At 70.3% G+C, this 22,653-nt stretch carries 17 protein-coding genes; 16 read left to right on the plus strand and 1 reads right to left on the minus strand.

Annotation, left to right across the window (positions count from 1 at the left end):
* The first annotated feature begins 77 nt into the window (after positions 1-77).
* The 16 genes from ACFQGD_RS21485 to ACFQGD_RS21560 all read left to right on the plus strand — a co-directional run bounded on the left by ACFQGD_RS21485 (position 78) and on the right by ACFQGD_RS21560 (position 22,333).
* Positions 78-1,031, plus strand: coding sequence for an NAD-dependent epimerase/dehydratase family protein (locus ACFQGD_RS21485; protein ID WP_345397673.1), 954 nt, complete (start codon positions 78-80; stop codon positions 1,029-1,031).
* A gap of 116 nt (positions 1,032-1,147) precedes the next feature.
* Positions 1,148-2,464, plus strand: a complete 1,317-nt coding sequence (locus ACFQGD_RS21490; RefSeq protein ID WP_345397676.1) for a nucleotide sugar dehydrogenase — start codon at positions 1,148-1,150, stop codon at positions 2,462-2,464.
* Positions 2,454-3,659, plus strand: a complete 1,206-nt coding sequence (locus tag ACFQGD_RS21495; protein WP_345397679.1) for a glycosyltransferase family 4 protein — start codon at positions 2,454-2,456, stop codon at positions 3,657-3,659. The genes ACFQGD_RS21490 and ACFQGD_RS21495 overlap by 11 nt, the downstream gene beginning before the upstream one ends.
* Before the next feature lie 145 nt (positions 3,660-3,804).
* A complete protein-coding gene (locus tag ACFQGD_RS21500; RefSeq protein ID WP_345397682.1) occupies positions 3,805-5,157 on the plus strand; it encodes a GumC domain-containing protein in 1,353 nt (450 codons plus the stop codon).
* Positions 5,154-6,692: a Wzz/FepE/Etk N-terminal domain-containing protein gene (locus tag ACFQGD_RS21505; protein WP_345397685.1), complete on the plus strand. Its 1,539-nt coding sequence runs from the start codon at positions 5,154-5,156 to the stop codon at positions 6,690-6,692. The genes ACFQGD_RS21500 and ACFQGD_RS21505 overlap by 4 nt, the downstream gene beginning before the upstream one ends.
* Before the next feature lie 6 nt (positions 6,693-6,698).
* Positions 6,699-8,627: an asparagine synthase (glutamine-hydrolyzing) gene (gene asnB, locus ACFQGD_RS21510; RefSeq protein WP_345397688.1), complete on the plus strand. Its 1,929-nt coding sequence runs from the start codon at positions 6,699-6,701 to the stop codon at positions 8,625-8,627.
* 28 nt (positions 8,628-8,655) lie between these two features.
* Entirely contained in the window at positions 8,656-10,854 is a 2,199-nt protein-coding gene (locus tag ACFQGD_RS21515) for a bi-domain-containing oxidoreductase (protein ID WP_345397693.1), read from the plus strand.
* On the plus strand, positions 10,851-12,869 hold the full coding sequence (locus tag ACFQGD_RS21520; RefSeq protein WP_345397695.1) for a heparinase II/III-family protein: 2,019 nt from the start codon (positions 10,851-10,853) through the stop codon (positions 12,867-12,869). The genes ACFQGD_RS21515 and ACFQGD_RS21520 overlap by 4 nt, the downstream gene beginning before the upstream one ends.
* A gap of 21 nt (positions 12,870-12,890) precedes the next feature.
* Positions 12,891-14,393, plus strand: coding sequence for a right-handed parallel beta-helix repeat-containing protein (locus tag ACFQGD_RS21525; protein ID WP_345397698.1), 1,503 nt, complete (start codon positions 12,891-12,893; stop codon positions 14,391-14,393).
* 22 nt (positions 14,394-14,415) lie between these two features.
* Positions 14,416-15,291, plus strand: a complete 876-nt coding sequence (locus ACFQGD_RS21530; protein ID WP_345397701.1) for a class I SAM-dependent methyltransferase — start codon at positions 14,416-14,418, stop codon at positions 15,289-15,291.
* On the plus strand, positions 15,288-16,610 hold the full coding sequence (locus ACFQGD_RS21535; protein WP_345397704.1) for an O-antigen ligase family protein: 1,323 nt from the start codon (positions 15,288-15,290) through the stop codon (positions 16,608-16,610). Before ACFQGD_RS21530 ends, ACFQGD_RS21535 begins: the two co-directional genes overlap by 4 nt.
* A gap of 65 nt (positions 16,611-16,675) precedes the next feature.
* Positions 16,676-17,863 carry an HAD-IIIA family hydrolase gene (locus tag ACFQGD_RS21540; protein WP_345397707.1) on the plus strand — a complete coding sequence of 396 codons (1,188 nt, stop codon included), beginning with the start codon at positions 16,676-16,678 and terminating at the stop codon, positions 17,861-17,863.
* A gap of 4 nt (positions 17,864-17,867) precedes the next feature.
* On the plus strand, positions 17,868-19,040 hold the full coding sequence (locus ACFQGD_RS21545) for a glycosyltransferase family 4 protein (RefSeq protein WP_345397710.1): 1,173 nt from the start codon (positions 17,868-17,870) through the stop codon (positions 19,038-19,040).
* On the plus strand, positions 19,040-20,164 hold the full coding sequence (locus ACFQGD_RS21550; RefSeq protein WP_345397713.1) for an NAD-dependent epimerase/dehydratase family protein: 1,125 nt from the start codon (positions 19,040-19,042) through the stop codon (positions 20,162-20,164). The genes ACFQGD_RS21545 and ACFQGD_RS21550 overlap by 1 nt, the downstream gene beginning before the upstream one ends.
* Positions 20,161-21,150, plus strand: coding sequence for a GHMP family kinase ATP-binding protein (locus tag ACFQGD_RS21555; protein WP_345397716.1), 990 nt, complete (start codon positions 20,161-20,163; stop codon positions 21,148-21,150). The genes ACFQGD_RS21550 and ACFQGD_RS21555 overlap by 4 nt, the downstream gene beginning before the upstream one ends.
* 4 nt (positions 21,151-21,154) lie before the next feature.
* A complete protein-coding gene (locus tag ACFQGD_RS21560; RefSeq protein ID WP_345397719.1) occupies positions 21,155-22,333 on the plus strand; it encodes a nucleotidyltransferase family protein in 1,179 nt (392 codons plus the stop codon).
* Positions 22,334-22,372: 39 nt separating this feature from the next.
* Here the strand turns inward: ACFQGD_RS21560 and ACFQGD_RS21565 are convergent, their stop codons facing one another.
* Positions 22,373-22,510, minus strand: a complete 138-nt coding sequence (locus ACFQGD_RS21565; protein WP_345397722.1) for a lasso RiPP family leader peptide-containing protein — start codon at positions 22,508-22,510, stop codon at positions 22,373-22,375.
* Positions 22,511-22,653: the final 143 nt, after the last annotated feature.

Genomic DNA, 22,653 nt, shown 5'->3' on the forward strand with positions numbered 1-22,653 from the left:
CTCCGTATTTCCTGAAACAAAACGAGAGTTTCGGTAGACAGCTAAGTGGGGCCACGACCCAAGGAGGTCAGCCCGGGATGGCTCAGCGACGACCGTGGCAAGACACTCGGGTCCTGCTCACCGGCGCGAGTGGGTTCATCGGAGCCCACGTGCTCCGCCGACTCCGCGAGCAGGACGCCGACGTCCACGCCACCAGCAGGGTCCCGCCGTCGAACGCCGACGGCGGGACCTGGCACGCCATCGATCTCACCGACGCCGACGCGACCACCGCGTTGATCCGCAGCGTGCGGCCGGACGTCGTGCTGCACCTCGCCGCGACGGTCAGCGGCGCGCGGACGATCGACATGGTGTCGCAGACGCTGTGGACGAACCTCGTCGGCTCCGTCACGCTGCTGACCGCGCTCGCCGACGCGCCGCCGGACGCCGTCGTCTTCGCAGGCTCCATCGAGGAGTCCTCGCTCGGCGACCCGGCGGCTTCGGCGTCCTCGCCGTACGCGATGGCGAAGCTGGCGGCGACCGGTTACGCGACGATGTTCCACCGACTGTGGGGCGTGCCGGTGACGGTGCTGCGGATCGCGACCGTCTACGGCCCGGGCCAGCCTGACGAGTCGAAGCTGGTGCCGCACGTGATCACCAGCCTGCTCGACGGCGTCCGCCCCAGGTTGAGCCGGGGCAGCAAGCTGGCCGACTGGGTCTACATCGACGACGTCGTCACCGCGATCCTCGCCGCGGCGCGACGTCCCGACGCCAACGGACAGGTGATCGAGATCGGCTCCGGCGAGCAGGTCTCGGTCGCGCGAACGGTCGCCACGATCCGCGACATCCTCGGCACGCCACTGACCGCGGAGTTCGGCGTCCTGCCCGATCGGCCGTTCGACCACGACCAGCGCTCGCACCTCGTCGCGGCGGACAGGCTGCTGGACTGGCGGCCCGACATCGGGCTCACGACCGGGCTTGGCCGGACCGTCGACTGGTATCGAAATCGGCGCAGCGCTCCGCAAAACAGCATGTCACGCCAAGAAAACCCGTAACGGAACGAAGTGGACGTTCGAACCTAGAAACGACACCCAAGTCACACGCATCACAGAACATCCGGGCTCGCGCGGACTCGGGCACATCGGGTTCCCCTGGGAGAGGCGGCAGCGGCATGAAGATCAGCGTGTTCGGGCTCGGCTATGTCGGCTGCGTGTCCGCTGCCTGCCTGGCGAGCCGGGGGCACGAGGTCGTCGGAGTCGACGTCAACCCGCGCAAGGTCGAGATGATCATGCAGGGCTCGGCCCCCGTCGTCGAGGAGCGCATCGGTGAGCTGACCGCCGAGGTCGTCGGCTCAGGGGCGCTGCGGGCCACCGCCGACGTCGATGAGGCGATCGGCGCGACCGAGATGTCGCTGGTCTGCGTCGGCACGCCGTCCTCACCGAACGGCAGCCTGTCCACCGCGTACTTGGAGCGGGTCGCCACCCAGATCGGCTGGGCGCTTGCCGACCACAGCCACCGGCACACCGTCGTGTTCCGGTCCACGATGCTGCCCGGCACCTGCGAGCACCTGCTGATCCCGACGCTGGAGAAGGCGTCGGGGCGCAGCGCGGGCACCGACTTCGGCGTCGCCGTCAACCCGGAGTTCCTCCGAGAAGGCAGCAGCGTGAAGGACTTCTTCGCGCCGCCGAAGACCGTGATCGGGGAGTTCGACACCGCAAGCGGCGACCCGGTCGCGGCGCTGTACGAGGGCATCCCCGGCGACGTCTTCCGGGTGCCGCTCGCCGTCGCGGAGATGACGAAGTACGCCGACAACGCCTTCCACGGCCTCAAGATCGGCTTCGCGAACGAGATCGGCGCGATCTGCCGGGCGCTCGGGCTGGACTCGCACGCCGTGATGGACGTCTTCCTCGCGGACCGCAAGCTCAACATCAGCCCCGCCTACCTGCGGCCCGGGTTCGCGTTCGGCGGCTCCTGCCTGCCTAAAGACCTGCGCGGGCTGGTCTACGCCGCGCGCTCCGCCGACGTCTCGGTGCCGCTGCTCTCGCACGTGCTGCCCGCCAACGAGGAACACCTGCGGCGGGCGTTCGACCTGATCGCGGCGACTGGACGTCGCAAGATCGGCCTGTTCGGGTTGTCGTTCAAGCCGGGAACGGACGACCTGCGGGAGAGCCCGCTGGTCGACCTCGCGGAACGCCTGCTCGGTAAGGGCTACGACCTGCGGATCTTCGACCCGACGGTGACGCTGTCGCGGCTGATGGGCGCGAACCGCACCTACATCGAGGAGCGGCTGCCGCACCTGAGCGAGCTGCTGTCCAGTTCGGCGAGCGAGGTCATGGCGCACGCCGAGGTGTGCGTCATCGGTTCGACCGGCGAGGACGTCCTCGCCGCGCTGGACGACGCTGGCGACAGGCCGATCATCGACCTCGTCCGGCTGCCGGACGCCGACACGCGTCGGACGCAGAAGGGATACGTCGGTCTTGGCTGGTAGGGCGCTGATCCTCGTCGAGAACCTCTCGGTGCCGTTCGACCGCAGGGTGTGGCAGGAATGCACCACGCTGCGCGACGCGGGCTGGGTAGTGCACGTCATCTGCCCGCGCGGCGAGCAGCAGGACACCGAAGCCGAGGTCGTCCTAGACGACGTCCACATCCACCGCTACTCGCTGCGGCCCGCGACCGGCGGGCCGCGGGGGTACGCGCGGGAGTACGGGCTGGCGCTGGCGCACACACTGTGGCGAGCGCTACGGCTGACCTGGCGGCACGGCCGGTTTGACGTGGTGCACGCCTGCAACCCGCCGGACATGCTGTTCCTCGTCGGTGCCGTGCTGAAGTTGCGCGGTGCACGATTTGTGTTCGACCAGCACGACCTCGTGCCGGAGCTGTATCTGTCGCGGTTCGACCGTGGCGAGGACGCGCTGTACCGGGCGGTGCGGGCGGCCGAACGGCTGACCTACCGCACCGCGGACGCCGTCATCGCCACTAACGAGAGCTACCGCCGCACCGCGATCGAGCGCGGCGGCAAAGTCCCGGACGACGTCGTGGTGGTGCGCAGCGCCCCGGCCGTGGAGCGGTTTGAGCAGGTGCCGCCGGAGCCGGAGCTGAAGCGCGGCACGCCGCACCTGCTGTGCTACCTGGGCGTGATGGGTCCGCAGGACGGCGTGGACTACGCGCTGCGGGCGCTGGCGAAGCTGCGCGACGACGTAGGCCGGACCGACTGGCACGCGGTGTTCGTCGGTGCGGGCGACACGTTCGACGCGATGGTCCGACTCGCCGACGACCTCGGGCTCGCCGACCGGGTGCAGTTCACCGGCCGCATTCCGGACGCCGACCTGCTGCGCTACCTGTCCACCGCCGACGTCTGCCTCGCGCCCGACCCGCGCAATCCACTCAACGACGTCTCCACGATGAACAAGATCATGGAGTACATGGCGATGGCGCGACCCATCGTGTCGTTCGACCTGACTGAGGCGCGGGTGTCGGCGGGCGAGGCCGCCGTATACGCCACGCCGAACGACGAGCTGGACTTCGCCAAGCAGATCGCGCGGCTGCTCGATGACCCCGAGGCGCGGCAGCGGATGGGCGAGATCGGGCAGGAACGGGTCAGCGGGCCGCTGTCGTGGCGGGAGTCGGCGACGGCGTTGCTGGCCGCCTACGACCGAACCATGAACCGGACAAACAAGCGATAGCAGGTGCATTCTTCACAACATGTCCATCACGGCCGTTGATTCCCCGCCGAATCACCGTAACGGTGCGGCGGCTGGAACGACCTTCCAGTCGATACCCGCTCGCGGCCGACATCGCCGTGGAGCACGCCAGTGAGGGGACGCGGTAGTGACTGACGAGGTCGTGCGACTGTCCATGATCGGCCAGGTGCTGCGCGGGCGTTGGCTCGCGCTCACCGCCATCACCATCGCGGGGGCGCTGGTCGGAGCGGCCGCGTCGCTGGTGGTCTCCCCTGGCTACACGACGACGAGCCAGGTCCTGCTCCGGGGCCAGCAGGCCGACACCGTGTTCGACGCGCAGGCCGAGCTCGCCACCAGCTCGACCGTGCTTGACCGCGCGGCCGCCGCGCTCGGGTGGGAGGCGACCGGCGCTGACCTGCGCGACTCCGTCGACGCCGAGGTCTCGGAAGGCGGCCTGCTTGAGATCACCGGCGCCGCCGACACCCCACGCGCGGCGCAACAGCTGACCGACCAGGTCGCCACCGAGTACGTCACGTTCGCCAACGAGCTGATCACCACGACCACCGACGCATCGACACAGGTGCGGCTGGAACGGCTCGAGGCGCTGCGCCAACAGGTCGAGATCACCAACCAGCAGATCAACCGGCTGCACCGTGCGGCGACGCAGGGCGACCTGACGCTGGACACGGTGCGCGCCCGCACGGAGCTGGAGTCGTTGCGCAATGACCTGGCCGAGGCGATGTCGCAGCTGGACGAGGCGGCGGCGTCCCCTGGCGGGCAGGAGCCGCTTGTCATCGGTCCCGCAGCGGTGCCGACGAGCACAGCGCCGCCGACCATGGCACACCTCGCCGCGGGCGGCGCGGCGGTGTTCCTGCTGCTGGGCGGCTTCGGGTTCCTGCTGGCCGCCCGCGCCGACACCCGGCTTCGTGACAGCAGCGAGATCGGCGCGGCACTCGGCGTTCCGGTGTCCGGCACGCTGCCGGTGCCGGACGAACGCGTCCGGCCGAAGCTGCTGTGGTGGCGTTCGCATCCTCAGCCCGCTACCGACGACCCTGGCGACGACCCGCAGGTGCGCCGCGTGCTCCACCGGCTCGCGGCGCACGACGACCGCCCCCTGCTGCTCGTCGCGGCGGACGACGATCCGCTCGCCCACCGCGCGGTGACGCGGCTCGCCATGGCGGCAGGTGCCGATGAGACGCGGCGGACCGTGTTGCGTATCGCCCACATCGACCCCGAGCAGCCGGTGCTGGACGTCGTCAGCGATGACGTCGGCGGCGCGGTGCTGGTGATCAGCGCGGGCACGCGCACCGGCTGGGAGCTGGTCGGCATCTCGCTCGCCTGCACCGACGCCGGGCACGCACTGGCCGGGTCGGTGCTGGCACAGCGTGCGACTCGGCCCGCGACGTCCCAGGCATCACAGACAGCGGCGGAACAGGAGCAGGCGGTGCGGCAGGAGGAGACAGCTGAAACGGGGCAGGCGACACAGGCGGAGTCGTCATGACGGCGCCGAAGAACGACCCCGAGAGCCCCCGGCCCACGCCACTGCTAGACCTGCAGCAGCTCGTCGTTACGCTGCGCTGGCGCAAACGCCTGTGGCTGTCCTGTGCGCTGCTCGGCCTGCTCGCGGGCACGTTGCTCGCGGTGTTCCTGCCGCCCCCGCCGACCGCTGTCACGCGGCTGCTGCTCGTGCACGAGAACGACCAGCCCACCGACAGCGGCACGCTGATGGATACCGACATCGCACTGCTGGACACCGTGCGCATCGCCGAGGCGACGCTGCGGCGGCTCGGCTCCGACGACGACCCGGAGGCGTTCCGGGAGTCCTACGAGGCCGAGGGGCTGACCAACAACGTCGTCGAGATCACCGTCACCGCCGACTCCGGCGAGGCCGCCGAGGCGAGGGCGCTGGCGCTCGCCGAGACGTTCGTCGCCGACCACATCCGGCGCGCGCGGGAGACCGCGCAAGCCGAGGCGGAGGCGTTGCGCGACCGGCGCACGCAGGCCGAGGACGAGCTGGCGCGGGTGGACGCGGCCATCGAGACCGCCGCGGACGAGGGCCGCAACCCTGCCTCGCTCGGGTCGCTGTACGCCCGCAGGGCCGACGTCGCCGCGCAGGTGGCGGACCTGAGCCGACGCGCGACCGAGGCCAGCATTGGCACCCCCGAGGTCGCGGCGGGCACCAGCATCGTTGACGCGCCCCGGCTGGTCGAGCGCTCCGCGACCGCGACCCTCGTGACCTACGCCATCGTCGGCGGTGTGCTCGGTCTCGCGGCTGGACTCGCGCTGGCCGCGGCCGCGAGCGTCGTCCGCGACCGCCCGGTGTTGCGCCGCGATATCGCCGAACACCTCGGCGCGTCGGTGCTGGCGCAGGTGCCGCTCCGGCGCAGAGGCCCAACGCGGCTGCTGCACCGCCCGCGCAAGGGCGACCGCGTCAGGATCGCGGCCACGGTAGCCAGGACGATCGCACCGGACGACACCGACCTGGCGCCGGTGTCGGTCCTGGCACTCGGGTGCACGTCGACGGCCGCCGAGCTGGCCGTGGACACCGCGCTCGCGCTCCGACGTCCCGTGTTGTTGGTGGATGACCTGCGCAAGCACGACGTCACCAAGCTCGTCAACCGTTGCGGCGACAACGTGCGCCTCGTGACCGGCACGGACTATCTCAGCGGCGCGGACCGGCCGGGTCCGCAGGAGTTGCCACTCGCCGTCGGATCGGTCGACCCCGGCGCCGCGTGGACCGACCTATCCGCGCTCGGCACCCAGACCGTGCTGGTCGTGCGCGCCGGACACGCCACAACCGCGTGGCTGCACACCGTGGCGCGGCAGCTCGCCGACGCCCGGATCGTGGTGATCGGCGTGGTCGTCGTCGAGCCGTACCCACGGGACCGCACCGACGGCACGCTGTGGGACGGCGTGCACACCGCGCTCCGAGGACGCCTGCGCGCTGCCGAACGCGCCGCGCTCGCGAAGGGCGATCCCAGCACCAACGGCAGGGTCCCGCACCCGACGCTGACGCACGAAGACGCGGAGGTGTAGCGCGGCATGTGCGGTATCGCGGGCAGTTACCTGTGGCCGGACGGCGGCCCGCTCACCGACCGGCTCACCGAAGTCATCGCCCACCGAGGGCCGGACGCCACCGGCAGGTACCGCCACGCCGCCGGCGACGGCGAGGTCCATTTCGGACACGCGCGACTGTCCATCATCGACCTGTCGGAGACCGGGGAGCAGCCGATGGTCGCGGACGGACTCGCGTTGACCTACAACGGCGAGCTGTACAACGCGCCCGAGCTGCGCGCCAAGCTAGAAGCGCACGGGGCACGGTTCCGGGGCACGTCGGACACCGAGGTGTTGCTGCGCGCGTGGCGGCACTGGGGCACCGACTGTCTGCCGATGCTGCGCGGGATGTTCGCGTTCGCGGTGTTCGACGAGCGCACCGGTGAGCTGACGCTGGCTCGCGACCAGCTCGGCATCAAGCCGCTCTACCTGCTGCGACGCGACGGCGGGCTGGTGTTCGCCTCCGAGCTGAAGGCGCTCGCCAGCCAGCTTGGCGACTCGCTGCACATCGACGACGCCGCGCTTGTCGCGTCGCTGCTGTACTACTGGGTGCCAGACAGCCGGTGCGCGTTCCGCGAAGCCGAGAAGCTGCCGCCGGGAAGCTGGCTGCGGCTGCGCCCGGACGGCAGCGCCCAGCGGGGGACGTACTTCTCGCTGCGGGACATGGCAGACGCGGCCGAGCACGCGGGCGACCTGACCCCGGCCGAGCTGCACGAGGTCGTCGCCGATTCCACCCGCGCACACCTGCTCTCCGACGTCCCGGTGGCGACGTTCCTGTCCGGCGGCCTGGACTCCAGCTACCTGACGGCGCTCGCGGCACAGCACCAGCCGGGCATCTCCGCCTACACCATCGGTTTCCGCTCGGAAGACGCCAAGTTCGAGGCGATGCCCGACGACCTGCGCTACGCCCGCCAGGTCGCCGCCCGCTACGGCGTCGAGCTGCACGAGATCGAGATCGCCCCGGACGTGCACGATCTGCTTCCGCGCATGACGTACCACCTGGACGAGCCCATCGGCGACCCCGCCGCGATCAACACGTTCCTGATCTGCTCGGCCGCGCGGGAGGCCGGGGTGAAGGTGATGCTGTCCGGGATGGGCGCCGACGAGCTGTTCGGCGGCTATCGCAAGCACCTGGCGAACCTCATCGCCCGCCGCTACCAGCGCATCCCCGCCACGCTGCGACGTCCGGTGCACGCTGCGGTGGACCGGCTGCCGGTCGCGTCCGCGCGTCGGGGCTATCGCTCGGTCCGGTTCGCGAAGCGGTTCCTGTCGTTCGCGGACCTGCCGGAAGAGACGGCGTTCCGCCGCAGCTACACCCTCTACGACCGCGCCGAGCTGCTCGACCTGATCAACCCCGATCTCGCGTCCACTGTGGATGACGTGCTGACCGAGCACGCCGACACCTACCACGACACCGCGCTCACCGACGTCGTCAACCGGATGTGCCTCGCCGACGCCCGGATGTTCCTGCCGGGGCTGAACCTCGGCTACACCGACCGCTCCAGCATGGCGGCGTCGACCGAGGTGCGGGTGCCGTTCGTGGACGTCGAGGTCGTCAAAGCCGCGTTCCGCATTCCCGGCAGGGAGAAGATCGCGGGCGGGCAGGGCAAGCTCGCGCTCAAGCGCGCGGCGTCCGAGCTGCTGCCGCCGGAGATCGTCTACCGGCCGAAGGGGCTGTTCAGCGCGCCGCTGCGGGCGTGGATGAGCCGCGATCTGGCGCCGCTGGTGCGCGAGGTGATCCACGACGGCGCACTGGTGTCGTCCGGGTTCCTGCGCCGCGACACGCTGGAGCGGCTGGCGGCCGAGGACGCGACCGGCAGGGAGGACCGGAGCAAGCACCTGTGGCACGTCCTGACCTTGGAGTACTGGTACCGCGCCGCGACCGAGGCGGGCGCGGGGCAGGTCAGAGCGGCATGAGCCAGCGAGACACCGTGAAGGAGCGCAGTTGAAGCAAGTCGTGCAGAACTACAAGAGCGGGGAGCTGACCCTGCTCGACGTGCCCGCTCCGGCGTGCCGACCCGGCGGCGTGCTTGTCAGGACGGCGTTCTCGCTGATCTCGACCGGCACCGAGCTGATGAAGGTCTCCGAGGCGAGCATGTCGCTGCTCGGCAAGGCGCGGGCGCGGCCGGACCAGGTCGCGAAGGTGATGCAGAGCGTGGCGTCGAACGGTGTCGGCGCGACGTACCGCAAGGTCACCAACCGGCTCGACTCCTACACCCCACTGGGCTACTCACTCTGCGGGGTGGTTACCGAAGTTGGCGAGGGGGTGGACGACGTCGCCGTCGGGGAGCTCGTCGCCTGCGCGGGCAACGAGCACGCCCTGCACGCCGAGCTGAACTGGGTGCCGAAGCACCTCTACTCCCCCGTGCCAGCCGGAGTGGCGCGCGAGCAGGCCGCGTTCGGCACGGTCGGCGCGATCGCGATGCAGGGCGTGCGGCGCGGCGAGCCGCAGCTCGGCGACGTCGCGCTGGTGATCGGGCTCGGCCTGATCGGGCAGCTCGTCGTGCAGTTGCTGATCGCCTCCGGCGCGCGGGTGATCGGCGTCGACCCGGACGCCGATCGCTGCGCACTGGCCGAACACCTCGGCGCGTTCGCCTGCGGCGCGCCGGGCTCGGACATCGTCGACAACGCCGTCGCCGCCGCCACTGATGGGCACGGCGTCGACCAGACGTACCTCGCGGCGGGCGGCAGCAGCAACGACCCGGTGGAGCTGGCCGCGCGGCTGAGCCGCGACCGCGCCACGGTGGTGGACATCGGCAAGTGCGGGCTCAACCTGCCGTGGAACGCCTACTACGAGAAGGAGCTCGACGTCCGGTTCTCCCGATCGTACGGGCCGGGCCGCTACGACCCGTCGTACGAGCTGGACGGTCGCGACTACCCGATCGGCTACGTGCGCTGGACCGAGCGTCGCAATCTGGCGTGCTTCCTCGACCTGCTTGCCACCGGCAAGCTCGACGTCGCCCCGCTGATCACGCACGTGCGAGACTTCGCCGACGCGGAGGAGACCTACCGCGCGCTGAACGACGGCGAACTGCCCGCCCTGGCGGTGCTGTTCCAGTACCCGGACGCGGCAGATACGACCCCGGCGGCGGATGGGAATGGGGCGGCTGGTGCCGTGAAGGGCACCTTTATGGCGCCTGACGCCAGGAAGATGCCCTTCACCGCACCCCCCGCCGGCCAGCCGGTCGGCATCGGCTTCATCGGCGCGGGCAACTACGCCTCCTCGATGCTGTTGCCGCACCTGGCCGAGCGGGACGACGTCGCGCTACGGCGTGTCGTGACGACGTCGGCGCTGTCAGCGGCCAACGCGCGGCGCAAGTTCGGCTTCGCCGAGGCCGACACCGACGTCGACGCGCTGCTCGCCAACGACGCGATCCACGCGGTGTTCATCGTGACCCGCCACAGCTCCCACGCCGCCCTCACCGCGAAGGCGTTGCGTGCGGGCAAGGCGGTGTTCGTGGAGAAACCCCTGGCGCTCAGCGAGTCCGGACTTGACCAGGTCCTCGACGCGGTCGCTGACTCCGGCAACGACCGGCTGCAGGTCGGGTTCAACCGCCGGTTCGCACCGTTGCTGCGTAAGGCGAAGGGCCGGTTCGGGCGCAGGATCGGCCCCGCCACCGTCCGGTATCTGGTCAACGCGGGCAGTCTCGAACCGGGCAGTTGGTATGCCCGCACCGACCTGGAAGGCACGCGGTTCGCGGGCGAGGGCGGGCACTTCATCGACACCGTGTCCTGGCTGCTCGACGCCGACCCGACCTCGGTCTACGCGTGCGCCGGGCCGCACGGCCAGGACCCGCAGATCACGCTGCGCTACCCGGATAGCTCCACCGCCGTCATCAGCTACACCACGTCGGGCTCGGCGAAGTTCCCGAAGGAAACGCTCGACCTCACCGCCGACGGCAAGGTGCTCACGTTCGACGACTTCGTGCGCGCCTCTGTCTATGGCCGCTACCGCTCGCGCAGCCCCCGGCTGCCGGGCGGCAGGGACAAGGGCCAAGCCGCCGAGGTCGCGGCGTTCATAGACGCGGTCGCGACCGGCGCACCGATGCCGGTCCCGGTGACGTCGCTGGTCGCGACGACGCGCGCCACCCTCGCGGTGGAGCAGAGCCTGCGCACCGGCGCGCCGGTGACGGTGTCGCCATGACCACGCCCGGCTGGTATCTGCGGCGGCTGTCGGCGATGGGACCAGCCGAGGTCGCCGGGCGCGTGGCCGACGTTGTCCGCAAACGCCGTTGGCGCCGCATCGCCGCGCAGCCACCCGCGCCCGCGCCGCTGGCGGAGCGCCGCTTCACGACGCCGCTCCCCCACGGCACCCTGGACGACGTCGCCAGCGACGCGCGGCAACGCCTGGTGGCGACCGCCGACCGGCTGCTCGACGGGCACGCGGAGTACTTCGGCGTCGCGCGTGACGACCTGGTCCAGCCGGACTGGTCGTTCGACCCGAAGACCGGCCGCCGCGCCCCCGCCGACGTCTACACGTTCGACGTGCCTTACCGCGACGAAGCGGCGATCGGTGACATCAAACAGATCTGGGAGCCATCTCGGCACCAGCACCTCTCCGTCCTCGCCGCCGCGTACGCCCTGACGAGCGAGTCCCGCTACGCCGAGCGGGTGGCCGACCACCTCAAGTCGTGGTGGGCGGCGAACCCGCCGTTGCGTGGGGTTCACTGGGTCAGCGGCATCGAGCTGGGCATCCGGCTGATTTCGTGGGTGTGGGTGCGGCGGCTGCTGGACGGCTGGTCCGGCGCGGCCGAGCTGTTCGAGCACAACGACGTGGCGCTGCAGCAGATCTGGCACCACCAGCGCTGGCTGGCGGCGTTCCCAAGCCGGGGATCGTCGGCCAACAACCACGCCGTCGCCGAGGCCGCCGGGCAACTCGCGGCGTCATGCGCGTTCGGCTGGTTCGCGGAGTCAGCCATATGGCGCGCGAACGCCACTCGCGCGCTCGACAAGCACTTGCGCGCCAACACATTCGCATCCGGGCTGAACCGCGAGCTCGCCACCGAGTACCACGGCCTGGTGCTGGAACTCGGCCTCGCGGCGACGATCGAAGCCGACGCCGCCGGGGCACCGCTGCCCGAGACGACGTGGCCGGTGCTGCTACGCATGACCGACGCACTCGCGGCGATCGTGGACACCACGCTGCGCCCACCGAGGCAGGGCGACGCCGACGACGGATTTGGCTTAGTCCTCGACGGGGAGGGAACCGACCGCTGGGCCTCGCTGCTCGCCACCGGCGGTGTCCTTTTCGGACATCTCGGCTGGTGGCCGAAGGTCGCGCCCGGCGACGTCCGTACCGCGGCACTGACGGCGCTCGCGCACGGGGCGACGCCGCAGCGTGCCGTGCAAGAGACCACCCGCCCAACCGACCGCCCTGACGACCTCGCCGACGCGGGTCTCACGCTGTTGCGCACCCGCGCGCACGAGGCGCCCAACGCACCCGAGCTGTGGTGCCGCTGCGACGCGGGACCACACGGCTTCCTCGCCATCGCCGCGCACGCGCACGCCGACGCGCTGTCGGTGGAGGTGCGCCACGACGGCGTCGACGTCCTCGCGGACCCCGGCACCTACTGCTACCACGGCGAACCCGCGTGGCGCGCCTACTTCCGTTCCAGCCTCGCCCACAACACGCTGCGACTGGACCGCACCGACCAGTCGACGTCCGGCGGGCCGTTCCTGTGGACGCGCCACGCCCGCAGCCGGGTGTTGCGCGTCGACACGCATGGCAGCGTCGCCCGCTGGCAGGGCGAGCACGACGGCTACGCACGCGGCCGCCGACAACAGCACCGACGGAGCGCAACCCACCGCCGCGCCGTCACGCTGGACCGCACCGCGCGCATCCTCACCATCGAAGACGACGTCGAGGCGGCCCAGCCACACCGCTGCGAGCTGGCGTTCCACCTCGGGCCCACGATCGACGTCGACCTCGCGAACCACACCGCACGCCTGCGCTGGAACAGCCCGACCACCCGCACCGCAACGCTCGAACTCCCGCCCGAGCTGGTCTGGACCGACACCCGTGGCGAGGACGCCCCGCCGCTCGGCTGGTACTCCCCCGGCTTCGGCCGCAAACAACCCGCCACCACGCTGCTCGGCATCGGCATCGTAGGCGGGAGCGAACACACAACCCTGACGACAGCACTCACCTTCCACGACTGAACACCACTGACGGAGGCAGCCATGACCACCCGACCGAGGACAGCGGGCCATCGCGCCGTGCTCGTCCTCGGCGCGCTCGCGATCCTCGCCTCGGCCTGCACCGGACCGCAGGCCAAGGAGCCCCCGAAGCCCGGCGACGGCGCTGCCGTCTGCGGCAACACGCAACGCGGCCCCGCGCGACCACCGGACAACGCGGTCGTCGTCGACCCGGACATCGCGGGCAAGCTGACCACGGCGACCCAGGACAACCCGGCCGGTACGACGTTCTGGCTCGCACCGGGCACCCACATCCTTGGCGACGGCGAGTACGACCAGGTCGCGCCCAAGGACGGCAACACCTACCTCGCCGCACCCGGCGCGATCCTCGACGGCCGCGAGACCAATCGCTACGCCTTCACCGGCAAGGCGGCCGACGTGACGATCACCCACCTGACCGTGCGGAACTTCGTGCCGCCGGTCAACGAGGGCGTCGTCAACCACGACTCGGGCGCGCGTTGGACGTTGGAGCACAACACGTTCCGCGACAACTCAGGCGCGGCGCTGATGGCGGGCGACAAGCAGGTCATGCGCGGCAACTGCTTCAAGAACAACGGGCAGTACGGCCTCAACGCCTGCTGCGGCGACATCACCGACCTCGTGCTTGAGCGCAACGAGTTCGTCGGCAACAACACCGACGACGTCGAGGCAGCCAACCCCGGCTGCGGCTGCACCGGCGCGATGAAGTTCTGGGCGATCGACGGCGCGGACATCATCGGCAACTGGATTCACGACAACCGGGGCCCCGGCATCTGGGCAGACACCAACAACAACGACTTCCTAATCGAACGCAACCTCATCGAACGCAACGACGGTGCCGCGATCATCTACGAGACCAGCTACAACGCGGTGATCAGGGACAACCTGCTGCGCCGCAACGCATGGGTAACCGGACGCGAGTTCGCCGCCAACTCGGACAACTTCCCGGTCGCGACGATCTACATTTCCGAGTCCGGCGGCGAGCCGCGCGTGCCGGCGCGCACCGACCGGATCGAGATCGCCCGCAACACGCTGGAGAACAACTGGTCCGGCATCACGCTGTGGGAGAACGCCGACCGGTTCTGCAACTCCGCCGCCAACACCTCGACCGGGGCATGCACGCTGCTGGTCGACTCCGTAGAGCGCTGCGCCCGCCCCGGCATCGCGAAGCCACCGCTCTACGACGACTGCCGGTGGAAGACCCAGCGCGTCGAAATCCACCACAACCGGTTCGTGCTCGACCCCGAGGTGGTCGGCTGCCGCGTGCTGTGCGCGCGGATGGCGGTGCTGGCGAACTTCGGCACGTTCCCGGACTGGTCGCCGTACGAGGGCGACGTCGTGCGGGAGGCGATCACGCACGAGCAGGACAACCGCTGGCACGACAACGACTACCGGGGACCGTGGACGTTCCTCGCGTTCGACACCAACACGACGATCACTTTCACGCAGTGGCGTGCCGCGCCGTACCAGCAGGACGTCGGCAGCTCGTTCGCGCCGGTGAGCGAATGAGCGGCCAGAACAGGAGCAGCCGATGAACGAAGCCGAGGTCCAGTCGTTCTGGAACGCCCACCCGTGCGGCGACCACATCGTGGGCGGCCTGCACGGCGCGTTCGCCGACGACTACGCCCGCTTCTTCACCGCGTACGACGCCTGGCGCTACGGCCGCGAACGTCACATTCCCGACTGCCTTGACCGCGTCGACTGGCGCGACAAGCGAACGCTGGAGATCGGGCTCGGCCAGGGCGCGGAGTCGGAGCAGCTCATCCGGCGCGGCGCCCGCTGGTCCGGCCTCGACCTCACCGAGGAGTCGGTGCGGAGGGTGCGGGCGCGGCTCGCCGTGCGCGACCTGCCGCACGACGACGTCAAGCAAGGTTCCGCCGTCGCGATCCCCTGGCCCGACAACAGTTTCGACATCGTGTTCAGCCACGGGGTGCTGCACCACATCCCGGACATCCACGCCGCGCAGGCCGAGATCCACCGGGTGCTCAAGCCGGGTGGGCTGCTTGTGGCGATGCTCTACGCCCGCGGGTCGCTGAACTACCAGGTCAGCATCCGGCTGGTCCGCAGGGCGGTGCTCGCCGCCGTCTACCCGCTGCGCCGCACCCGCTTCGCCACGCGGTCGTCGATGCTGCGAGAGCACCTGGCCAACGCCGAGCGCACCGGCCTGCGGGAGTACCTGCGCCTCGACACCTTCACCCACCGCAACACCGACGGCCCGCTCAACCCGTACGCGAAGGTGTACTCGTTGGCCGACGTCGCCCGCGACTTCCCTGCCTTCGACGTCGCCGACTCATACCAGCGCTACCTGCACGCCCCACCGCTGCCGGTGCACGGACTGCCTGGCGAGCGACGGCTCGGATGGCACCTGTGGGTGCACCTGCGCGCGAGACCGGCGGGTGCGCCATGACGACGCTCGCCGCACGCCGCGACCCCACAGCACCGAGAGACGCAGACACCGCAGGCCGCACGCCGCCGCTGGTCGGCGTCGCGTGGGGCCTGCTGATCGTCAACACGCTCGGCTCACAGGGCCCGGAGACGCTGGTGGCGATCCCGCGGCCGATCGCGCAGGCCGTGACGATGGGCTCCCTGCTCATCGCGTTCACGCTCGCGCTGCTGCTCAATCCCCGGCTGAAGGTCCGGCCGAGCGCGTTCCTGCTGCTGCTCACGCTGCTGCTGGTGCTGAGCATCGTGGCGAGCGCCCGCATCGACTCCGGTTACGGCGCGCTGATGCGCTGCGCGAGGCTGGCGATGTTCCTGGCGACGTTGTGGCTGCTGAGCTACTGGTGGCGCGGCACGGTCGCGTTCGTGCGCTACCACATCACGACCTTCGCGGTGGTGCTCGCGGTGGTCGTTGCCGGGCTCATCACCGCGCCCGGTCTCGCGATGCCGGAGGCCTACGGCGGACGTCTCGTGGGCGCGTTGTGGCCAATGCCGCCGCCGCAGATCGCGCAGTACGCCGCGATCGTCGCCGGACTGACGTTGCTGCTGTGGCTCGGCCGCCGCACAACGGCCTCCAGCGTGCTGCTGTTCGCGGTGCCCGCCCTCGGTCTGCTGCTGCTCACCCACACCCGCACGGCGACGTTCGCGATGCTCGCGGGACTGGTGCTCGCGGTGTTGTCGCTGGTGCTGACGACGTCGCGTGCCCGCAAGGCCGCCCTCGGCATCGCCGTCGGCGGCGGGCTGGCGCTGGTGGCGTTCCTGCCCGCGATCCAGGGGTGGATCAGACGCGGCCAGGACGCGGAGAACTTCACCAGCCTCACCGGGCGGGAGAAGGTGTGGGACGCGCTGCTCGCGGACAACCGGACCGTCACCGAGCAGTTGTTCGGCGTCGGGCTCACCGACAAGTCGTTCAACGGCTTGCCGATCGACAGCGGCTGGCTCGCCGTCTACCACGAGCAGGGTCTCGTCGGGCTCACCCTGGTGTTCGGTTTCCTCGCCACCCTCGCGGCGGTCGCGGTGCTGCGCCCGCCATCGCTCGAACGGGCGTGCGCGATCTTCCTGATCGTGTACTGCCTGATGGCCTCCTACGCGGAGGTCGGGCTCGGCGACGCCTCGCCGTACCTACTGCACCTCGCCGTGGCCGCGACGTTGCTCGTGTCGAGGCACGACCCCGCCCGAAACCCGCATATAGAGATCGAAACCGACGTAACGGAATGGCAGGACGGGACGAACTCCAAACGACGCCACCGCACACATTTCAGGGGCGGCACCGTTCAGGGGGCATGAGCAGGGGGACGGTTACGTGACCACGGCATGGCCACGACGCCGACGATTCGAGAGGTGAGCTAGCAGTGAGCCGACCAGGCGTACTTCTCGATCGGGACGGCACGATCATCGTAGACCACGGCTACGTCGGCTCCGTGGATCGCGTGGAGTTCATCCCCGGCTCGATCGAGGCCATCGCCGCGCTCAACGCGGCGGGCATCCCCGTCGCGGTCGTCACCAACCAGGCGGGGGTGGCGCGCGGCTACTACGACATCGACGACGTCCACCAGGTGCACAAGCACATGATCGCCGAGCTGGCGCGCAAGGACGCCCACGTCGACGTCTGGCTGTTCTGCCCGTACCATCCGGACGGCAAGATCGCGGCGTTCGCGCGCACCAGCGCCGACCGCAAACCAGCGCCCGGTATGGCGCTCGCCGCCGCCGAGGCGCTTGATCTCGACCTGACGTCGTCTTGGGTCGTCGGCGACGCGGAGTGCGACATCGGGCTCGCAGCGGCCGTCGGTGCGCAGCCGCTCTACGTCGGTCCGCCGGACACGACGCGCGACGGCGTACGGTCGTTTCCAGACCTGGCGCACGCTGCTGACTACATCCTCACCTGCCGCACCGTCCCAACGCAGCCGCGCGACACACCGATGCGGTTTCCCACGCATCGCTTCGACAGCGCGGACGCCTACGGCGGCGCGTACGTCACCGAACTCGACCGCGCGGTGCGCAGCGTCGACCGCGCGCAGCTCGGCCGCGCCGCGGAGATCTTGGACAACGCCTACCGCGACGACCGCGCGGTGTTCGCGTGCGGCAACGGCGGGTCGGCGTCCATCGCCAACCACCTGCAGTGCGACCACGTCAAAGGCGTGCGCAACGGCACCGACCTCACCACGCGTGTCTATAGCCTGTCGACCAACATCGAGACGCTGAGCGCGATCGCCAACGACCACGGTTACGAGCGGGTCTTCGAGTACCAGTTGCAGTCGCACGCAAGGCCGGGCGACGTGCTGGTCGCGATCTCGTCGTCTGGCGGCTCGCCGAACATCGTGCGCGCGCTGGAGTGGGCCAGCGCCAAGGGCATGCCGACGATCGCGCTGACCGGCTTCGACGGCGGCGCGGCGCGACGGCTCGCCACCGCGTCGATCCACGTCAACGCCCACAACTACGGAATCATCGAGGATGCGCACCAGGCGTGCATGCATCTGCTTGCCCAGTACGTTCGACAATCCCGGATGGCTGCTGATGTTGTTGCGTCCCAGACATTCTGACGGCATGCGCGTCGCGATCAACCTGCTCACCGACGATCCGGCGAACCCGTCAGGGGCGCACTGGTTCTGGACGCGGGTGATCCCCGAAATGGCGACGCGCCTCACCGGCGACGAACAACTGCACCTGCTGGTCAGCCCGGCCTCCCGGACGTCGCACAGCGACTACGGCCCCGGCGACTACGGACAACGCGTTCGCCACATCACGTTCCCGTGGTCGAACGAGCGCAGAAACCTGCGCACCGCCAGCGAGCATCTGTACGCGCCGCTGCGACTGCCGTTGTCCGGCATCGACGTCTTCAGCACGCTGATGGCGCCGATCGTGCGCCCAGCGCCGGGGCTGGTGGTGCACTTCAAGACGTTGCACGCCTACACCGCGCCCGGCTCGGTAAGTCCGGCCGCGCGGCTGTACCGGCGGCTGAGCTATCCCCGCACCGCACGGGTCGCCGACGCCATCATCATCAACTCGGAGAGCCTGCGCCACGAGGTGCTGCACTACCTCGACGTCGACCCGGCCAAGCTGCACCTGATCCCGGAGGCCGTCGACCACGAGCTGTTCCACCCCGGCGACGCCGCCGATTCCGCCGAGCAAGCAACGCACGCGCTGCGGCTGCGCTACGGCGTGACGAAGCCGTTCGTGCTGTTCGTATCGTCGTTGTGGCCGTACAAGAACTGCGCCGGGCTGCTGCGGGCGTTCGCGGCCGCCAAGCGCGAGCTGGGTGACCGGCAGCTGGTGATCGTCGGCCCCGGACGCGACGGTCCGCACGCCGCCGAGCTGGCCGCGCTCGCGCGTGAACTGGGCATCGCCGATGACGTCGTGTGGGTCGGCGGGGTGCCGATCACCGAGACAGTGCTGTTCTACCGAGCGGCGGACGTCTTCGTGTATCCGTCGTTCAACGAGACGTTCGGGCTGCCGATCCTGGAGGCGATGGCGACCGGGTGCCCGGTGGTCACGTCGAACATCAGCGCCATGCCAGAGACGGCGGGCGGCGCGGCGCTGCTCGCCGATCCGTCCGATCCCGAGGCGATCGGGCAGGCGATCCTGGACGCCTGCGGGCCGTCCGCGGACGGACTGCGCGAGAAGGGACTGCTGCGGGCGAGCGAGTTCTCCTGGGCACGCACCGCAGAGCGCACCCTTGACCTCTACCGTGCGGTGCACGCCAGGCGAGGTGGTCGGTGATGCGGATTCTGGTTACCGGCGGGGCCGGGTTCATCGGTTCGCACACCTGCGACCGGCTGGTCGCGCTCGGCCACGACGTCATCGTGCTGGACGCCGTCGCCGCCCCGGTGCACCCCGGACCGACGCCGCAGTACCTCACGCCGGGCGTCGAGCTGTTCATCGGCGACGTCCGCAACCGCGAGCTGCTGGCGAACCTGCTGCGCCGGGTCGACGCGGTCTACCACTTCGCGGCGCACCAGGACTACCTGCCAGACTTCGCGTCGTTCACCGACGTCAACGTGACCGCGACAGCGCTACTGTACGAGATCATCGTCGCCGAGCGGCTGAACATCACGCGGGTCGTGCTCGCGTCGTCGCAGGCCGCGCTGGGTGAAGGGCTCTACGTGTGTCCCGAACACGGCGAGCAGACGCCGGACATGCGCCCGGAGTCGCGGCTCGTGGCGGGCCGGTGGGAGCACACCTGCCCGGTGTGCGACGGCGAGCTGCGGATGCTGCCGACCCCGGAGCGGGTGACGAACCCGCAGAACCCATACGGCATGTCCAAGCTGGCTGGCGAGACGATGGCGCTCAACCTGGGCCGCCGCTACGGCATCCCGACGGTGGCGCTGCGCTACAGCATCGTGCAAGGTCCGAGGCAGTCGGTGTACAACGCGTACTCCGGCGCGTGCCGCATCTTCTGCCTGCACTACGCGCAGGGCAGCGCGCCGACGTTGTACGAGGACGGCCAAGCGATCCGGGACTACGTCAACATCGACGACGTCGTGGACGCGAACCTGCTCGCGCTGACCGACGACCGCGCGGTTGGCAGGGCGTTCAACGTCGGCGGCGGCACGCCGTACACGACGCAGGAGTTCGCGGAGATCGTCCGCGCGCAGTACGGCTCCGACGAACCCGCGCGGATCACCGGCGAGTACCGCTTCGGCGACACCCGCCACATCCTGTCCGACATCGACGCGCTGCGGGCGCTCGGCTGGACGCCCCAGTACACGCCGAAGGACTCCGTCGCGCGGTACGCGGAGTGGCTGGCGGGCAAGGACGGCCTGGACGACGTCCTCAGCCACGCGACGTCGACGATGCGGCAGCTCGGCGTCGTCCGCCCGGTGCGGTCGGGTGATGCGTCATGATCATCACGCAGACGCCGTTGCGGATCGGCCTCGTCGGCGGCGGCACTGACCTGCCGAGCTACTACCGCGAACACGGCGGGCGGGTGCTCAACGCCGCGATCGACAAGTACGTCTACGTGATCGTCAAGCAGCGCTTCGACGACGACATCTACGTCAACTACTCGCGCAAGGAGATCGTCTCGCGGGTGGAGGACCTGCAACACGAACTGGTCCGCGAGGCGCTGCACATGACCGGCGTGCGGGGAGGCATCGAGCTGACCACGCTGGCGGATATCCCGGCCGCCGGGTCAGGGCTAGGGTCGTCGTCCGCCGTGACGGTGGGGCTGCTGCACGCGTTGTACGCGTACACGGGCACCCAGATGTCGGCGGAGGAACTGGCCGAGCGCGCGTGCACTATCGAGATCGACCGCTGCCGCAAACCGATCGGCAAACAGGACCAGTACGCGGCGGCGTTCGGCGGGGTGTGCGACATCCACTTCGGACAGGGCGACCGGGTGGCGTTGCAGGAGCTGGCACTGGAACCCGTGGTACAGCGGCGATTGCAAAGCGAGCTGCTGCTGTTCTTCACCGGCATCACCCGCGACGCCAACGTGATCCTCGGGGAGCAGAACGCCAACATCGCCGACCGGCTGCCGCAGCTCAACCTGCTGCGTGACCTCGCGGCCGAGGCGGCGGACGGGCTGCGCGCAGGAGACGTCACCGCGCTGGGCACCGCGCTGTCCAAGAGCTGGGAGGCCAAGCGCAGCCTCGCCTCCGGCGTATCGAACCCGCAGATCGACGAGGCAGTCGAGGCGGCGCTGGCGGCTGGCGCGACGGGCGCGAAGGTCACCGGCGCTGGCGGTGGCGGGTTCTTGCTTGTGACGTGCCCCGCGGCGCACCAGGCCGCCGTGCGGGAGCGGTTGTCGGGCATGAAGGAGCTGCCCATCAAGCTGGAGCCGCTTGGCTCTCGGGTGATCTTCAACGTCCATCGCGACATCTGGAGCTGACGCTATGCCGCGACGGCTCTGCTCATCGGCCGCGTACCCACCCGCGTTGCCCGCGATCGCGGCGTACCGGTCGCCGGACACGCGACTGGAGCTGCCCCGCGAGCCGCTGGCGCCATCGGCATGGCGGGAGGTGGTCCAGGGAGCGTGGCGGCATCGCGTGACCGGCGCGCTCGCGGCCGCCGTGCACGACGGCGCCATGGCCGCCACCGACGCGCAGCGCCGCGAGGCCGTCGCGCAACACAGAACCGCGCAGCTCCGTGTGTTGTTCCTCGAACGGGAGCTGGCCGCGATCGTGACACGGCTGGCGCGGGCGGGCGTGCCCACCCGCGTACTCAAGGGCCCCGCCTACGCCCGGCTCGACTACGCGGACCCCGCGCTTCGGTCATTCCACGACATCGACCTGCTGGTACGACCAGACGACCTCGGTCGCGCGGCGGACACCATGCGCGCGGCGGGCTACCGACGCACGCTCGCCGAGCCGCGCCCTGGCTTCGACCGGCGCTTCGACAAGGGCATGACGCTGGTCCCACCGGCTGGCTACGAGCTGGACATCCACCGCACGTTCGTGCTTGGTCCGTGGGGCGTGCTGGTGGACATCGACGAGCTCTGGCACGACAACGGGGAGCGACTGGTGGTGGCGGGCCGCCCGGTGACGCCGTTGACGACGCTGTCGCTGCCGTATCGGCTGCTGCACGCCTGCTACCACGCCGCCCTCGGCGACTGGCCGCTGCGGCTAGGGTCGCTGCGCGACGTGGCGGAATTGCTGCGGCGGGTCGAGGACCCGGCGGGCTCGGCGGGCTCACCGGGCGGCTCCGACGTGGCCCGCACCACGCGCGCGATCGCGGGACGCTGGGGCGTTGAGGCGGTCCTCGCCGCGGCCATCGCCGACGCCACCCGGCTACTCGGCCTACCCACGACCGGACCGTTGTCCTCCTGGGCGTGGGCCTACGTCCCGAGCAAACGAGCGGAAACCTGGCTGGCGCTGCACACGCACGAGAACAAAACGTTCGCCGCCCAGGCACTCGCCACGGTGCGCGTGTTACCGCGCTGGCGCGACAAGCTCGCGTACGTCCACGCCCTCGCGCTGCCCAACCGCGACTACACGGACGGACGACACCGGTCCTGGCTGCGCCGATTCAGCTACGCCGTCCGGCAAGCTCGCCAAGGTCGGGCCGCTGGCTGAACGCCGCCGAGTCCCGCCTATGAATACGGCTATAGCCGCCTACGAGAAGGTGATGTCACCAAAGAGGGTCCCCGCGGCGAAGTCGGCGTCGAGCTTGCTTCCCTCGGCCTCACCGAGCGTCAGCTCGGCGACCGTCCCCAGTTCCTCGATCTCGGGGGCAACATACTCGCTGCGCACTGTCCTACCCCTTTCCGCCGACATCCTGAAAAGCTGCGTACGTCCCCGTGAACGGATCCGCGTCGCACCTCAATAACCTGATGTCGCACTTAGCAACGAGCACGTTACGCCTGCTCCTGGATATTTGCCATATTTCGGCCATT

Source organism: Haloechinothrix salitolerans, from assembly GCF_042662605.1.
Classification (GTDB): domain Bacteria; phylum Actinomycetota; class Actinomycetes; order Mycobacteriales; family Pseudonocardiaceae; genus Haloechinothrix_A; species Haloechinothrix_A salitolerans.

Excerpts from the sequence above, each read along its gene's own strand:
- ACFQGD_RS21485 (WP_345397673.1), top strand. The coding sequence starts at position 78 with ATGGCTCAGCGACGACCGTGGCAAGACACTCGGGTCCTGCTCACCGGC.
- ACFQGD_RS21490 (WP_345397676.1), top strand. The coding sequence starts at position 1,148 with ATGAAGATCAGCGTGTTCGGGCTCGGCTATGTCGGCTGCGTGTCCGCT.
- ACFQGD_RS21505 (WP_345397685.1), top strand. The coding sequence starts at position 5,154 with ATGACGGCGCCGAAGAACGACCCCGAGAGCCCCCGGCCCACGCCACTG.
- asnB (WP_345397688.1), top strand. The coding sequence starts at position 6,699 with ATGTGCGGTATCGCGGGCAGTTACCTGTGGCCGGACGGCGGCCCGCTC.
- ACFQGD_RS21520 (WP_345397695.1), top strand. The coding sequence starts at position 10,851 with ATGACCACGCCCGGCTGGTATCTGCGGCGGCTGTCGGCGATGGGACCA.
- ACFQGD_RS21525 (WP_345397698.1), top strand. The coding sequence starts at position 12,891 with ATGACCACCCGACCGAGGACAGCGGGCCATCGCGCCGTGCTCGTCCTC.
- ACFQGD_RS21530 (WP_345397701.1), top strand. The coding sequence starts at position 14,416 with ATGAACGAAGCCGAGGTCCAGTCGTTCTGGAACGCCCACCCGTGCGGC.
- ACFQGD_RS21535 (WP_345397704.1), top strand. The coding sequence starts at position 15,288 with ATGACGACGCTCGCCGCACGCCGCGACCCCACAGCACCGAGAGACGCA.
- ACFQGD_RS21545 (WP_345397710.1), top strand. The coding sequence starts at position 17,868 with ATGCGCGTCGCGATCAACCTGCTCACCGACGATCCGGCGAACCCGTCA.
- ACFQGD_RS21550 (WP_345397713.1), top strand. The coding sequence starts at position 19,040 with ATGCGGATTCTGGTTACCGGCGGGGCCGGGTTCATCGGTTCGCACACC.
- ACFQGD_RS21555 (WP_345397716.1), top strand. The coding sequence starts at position 20,161 with ATGATCATCACGCAGACGCCGTTGCGGATCGGCCTCGTCGGCGGCGGC.
- ACFQGD_RS21560 (WP_345397719.1), top strand. The coding sequence starts at position 21,155 with ATGCCGCGACGGCTCTGCTCATCGGCCGCGTACCCACCCGCGTTGCCC.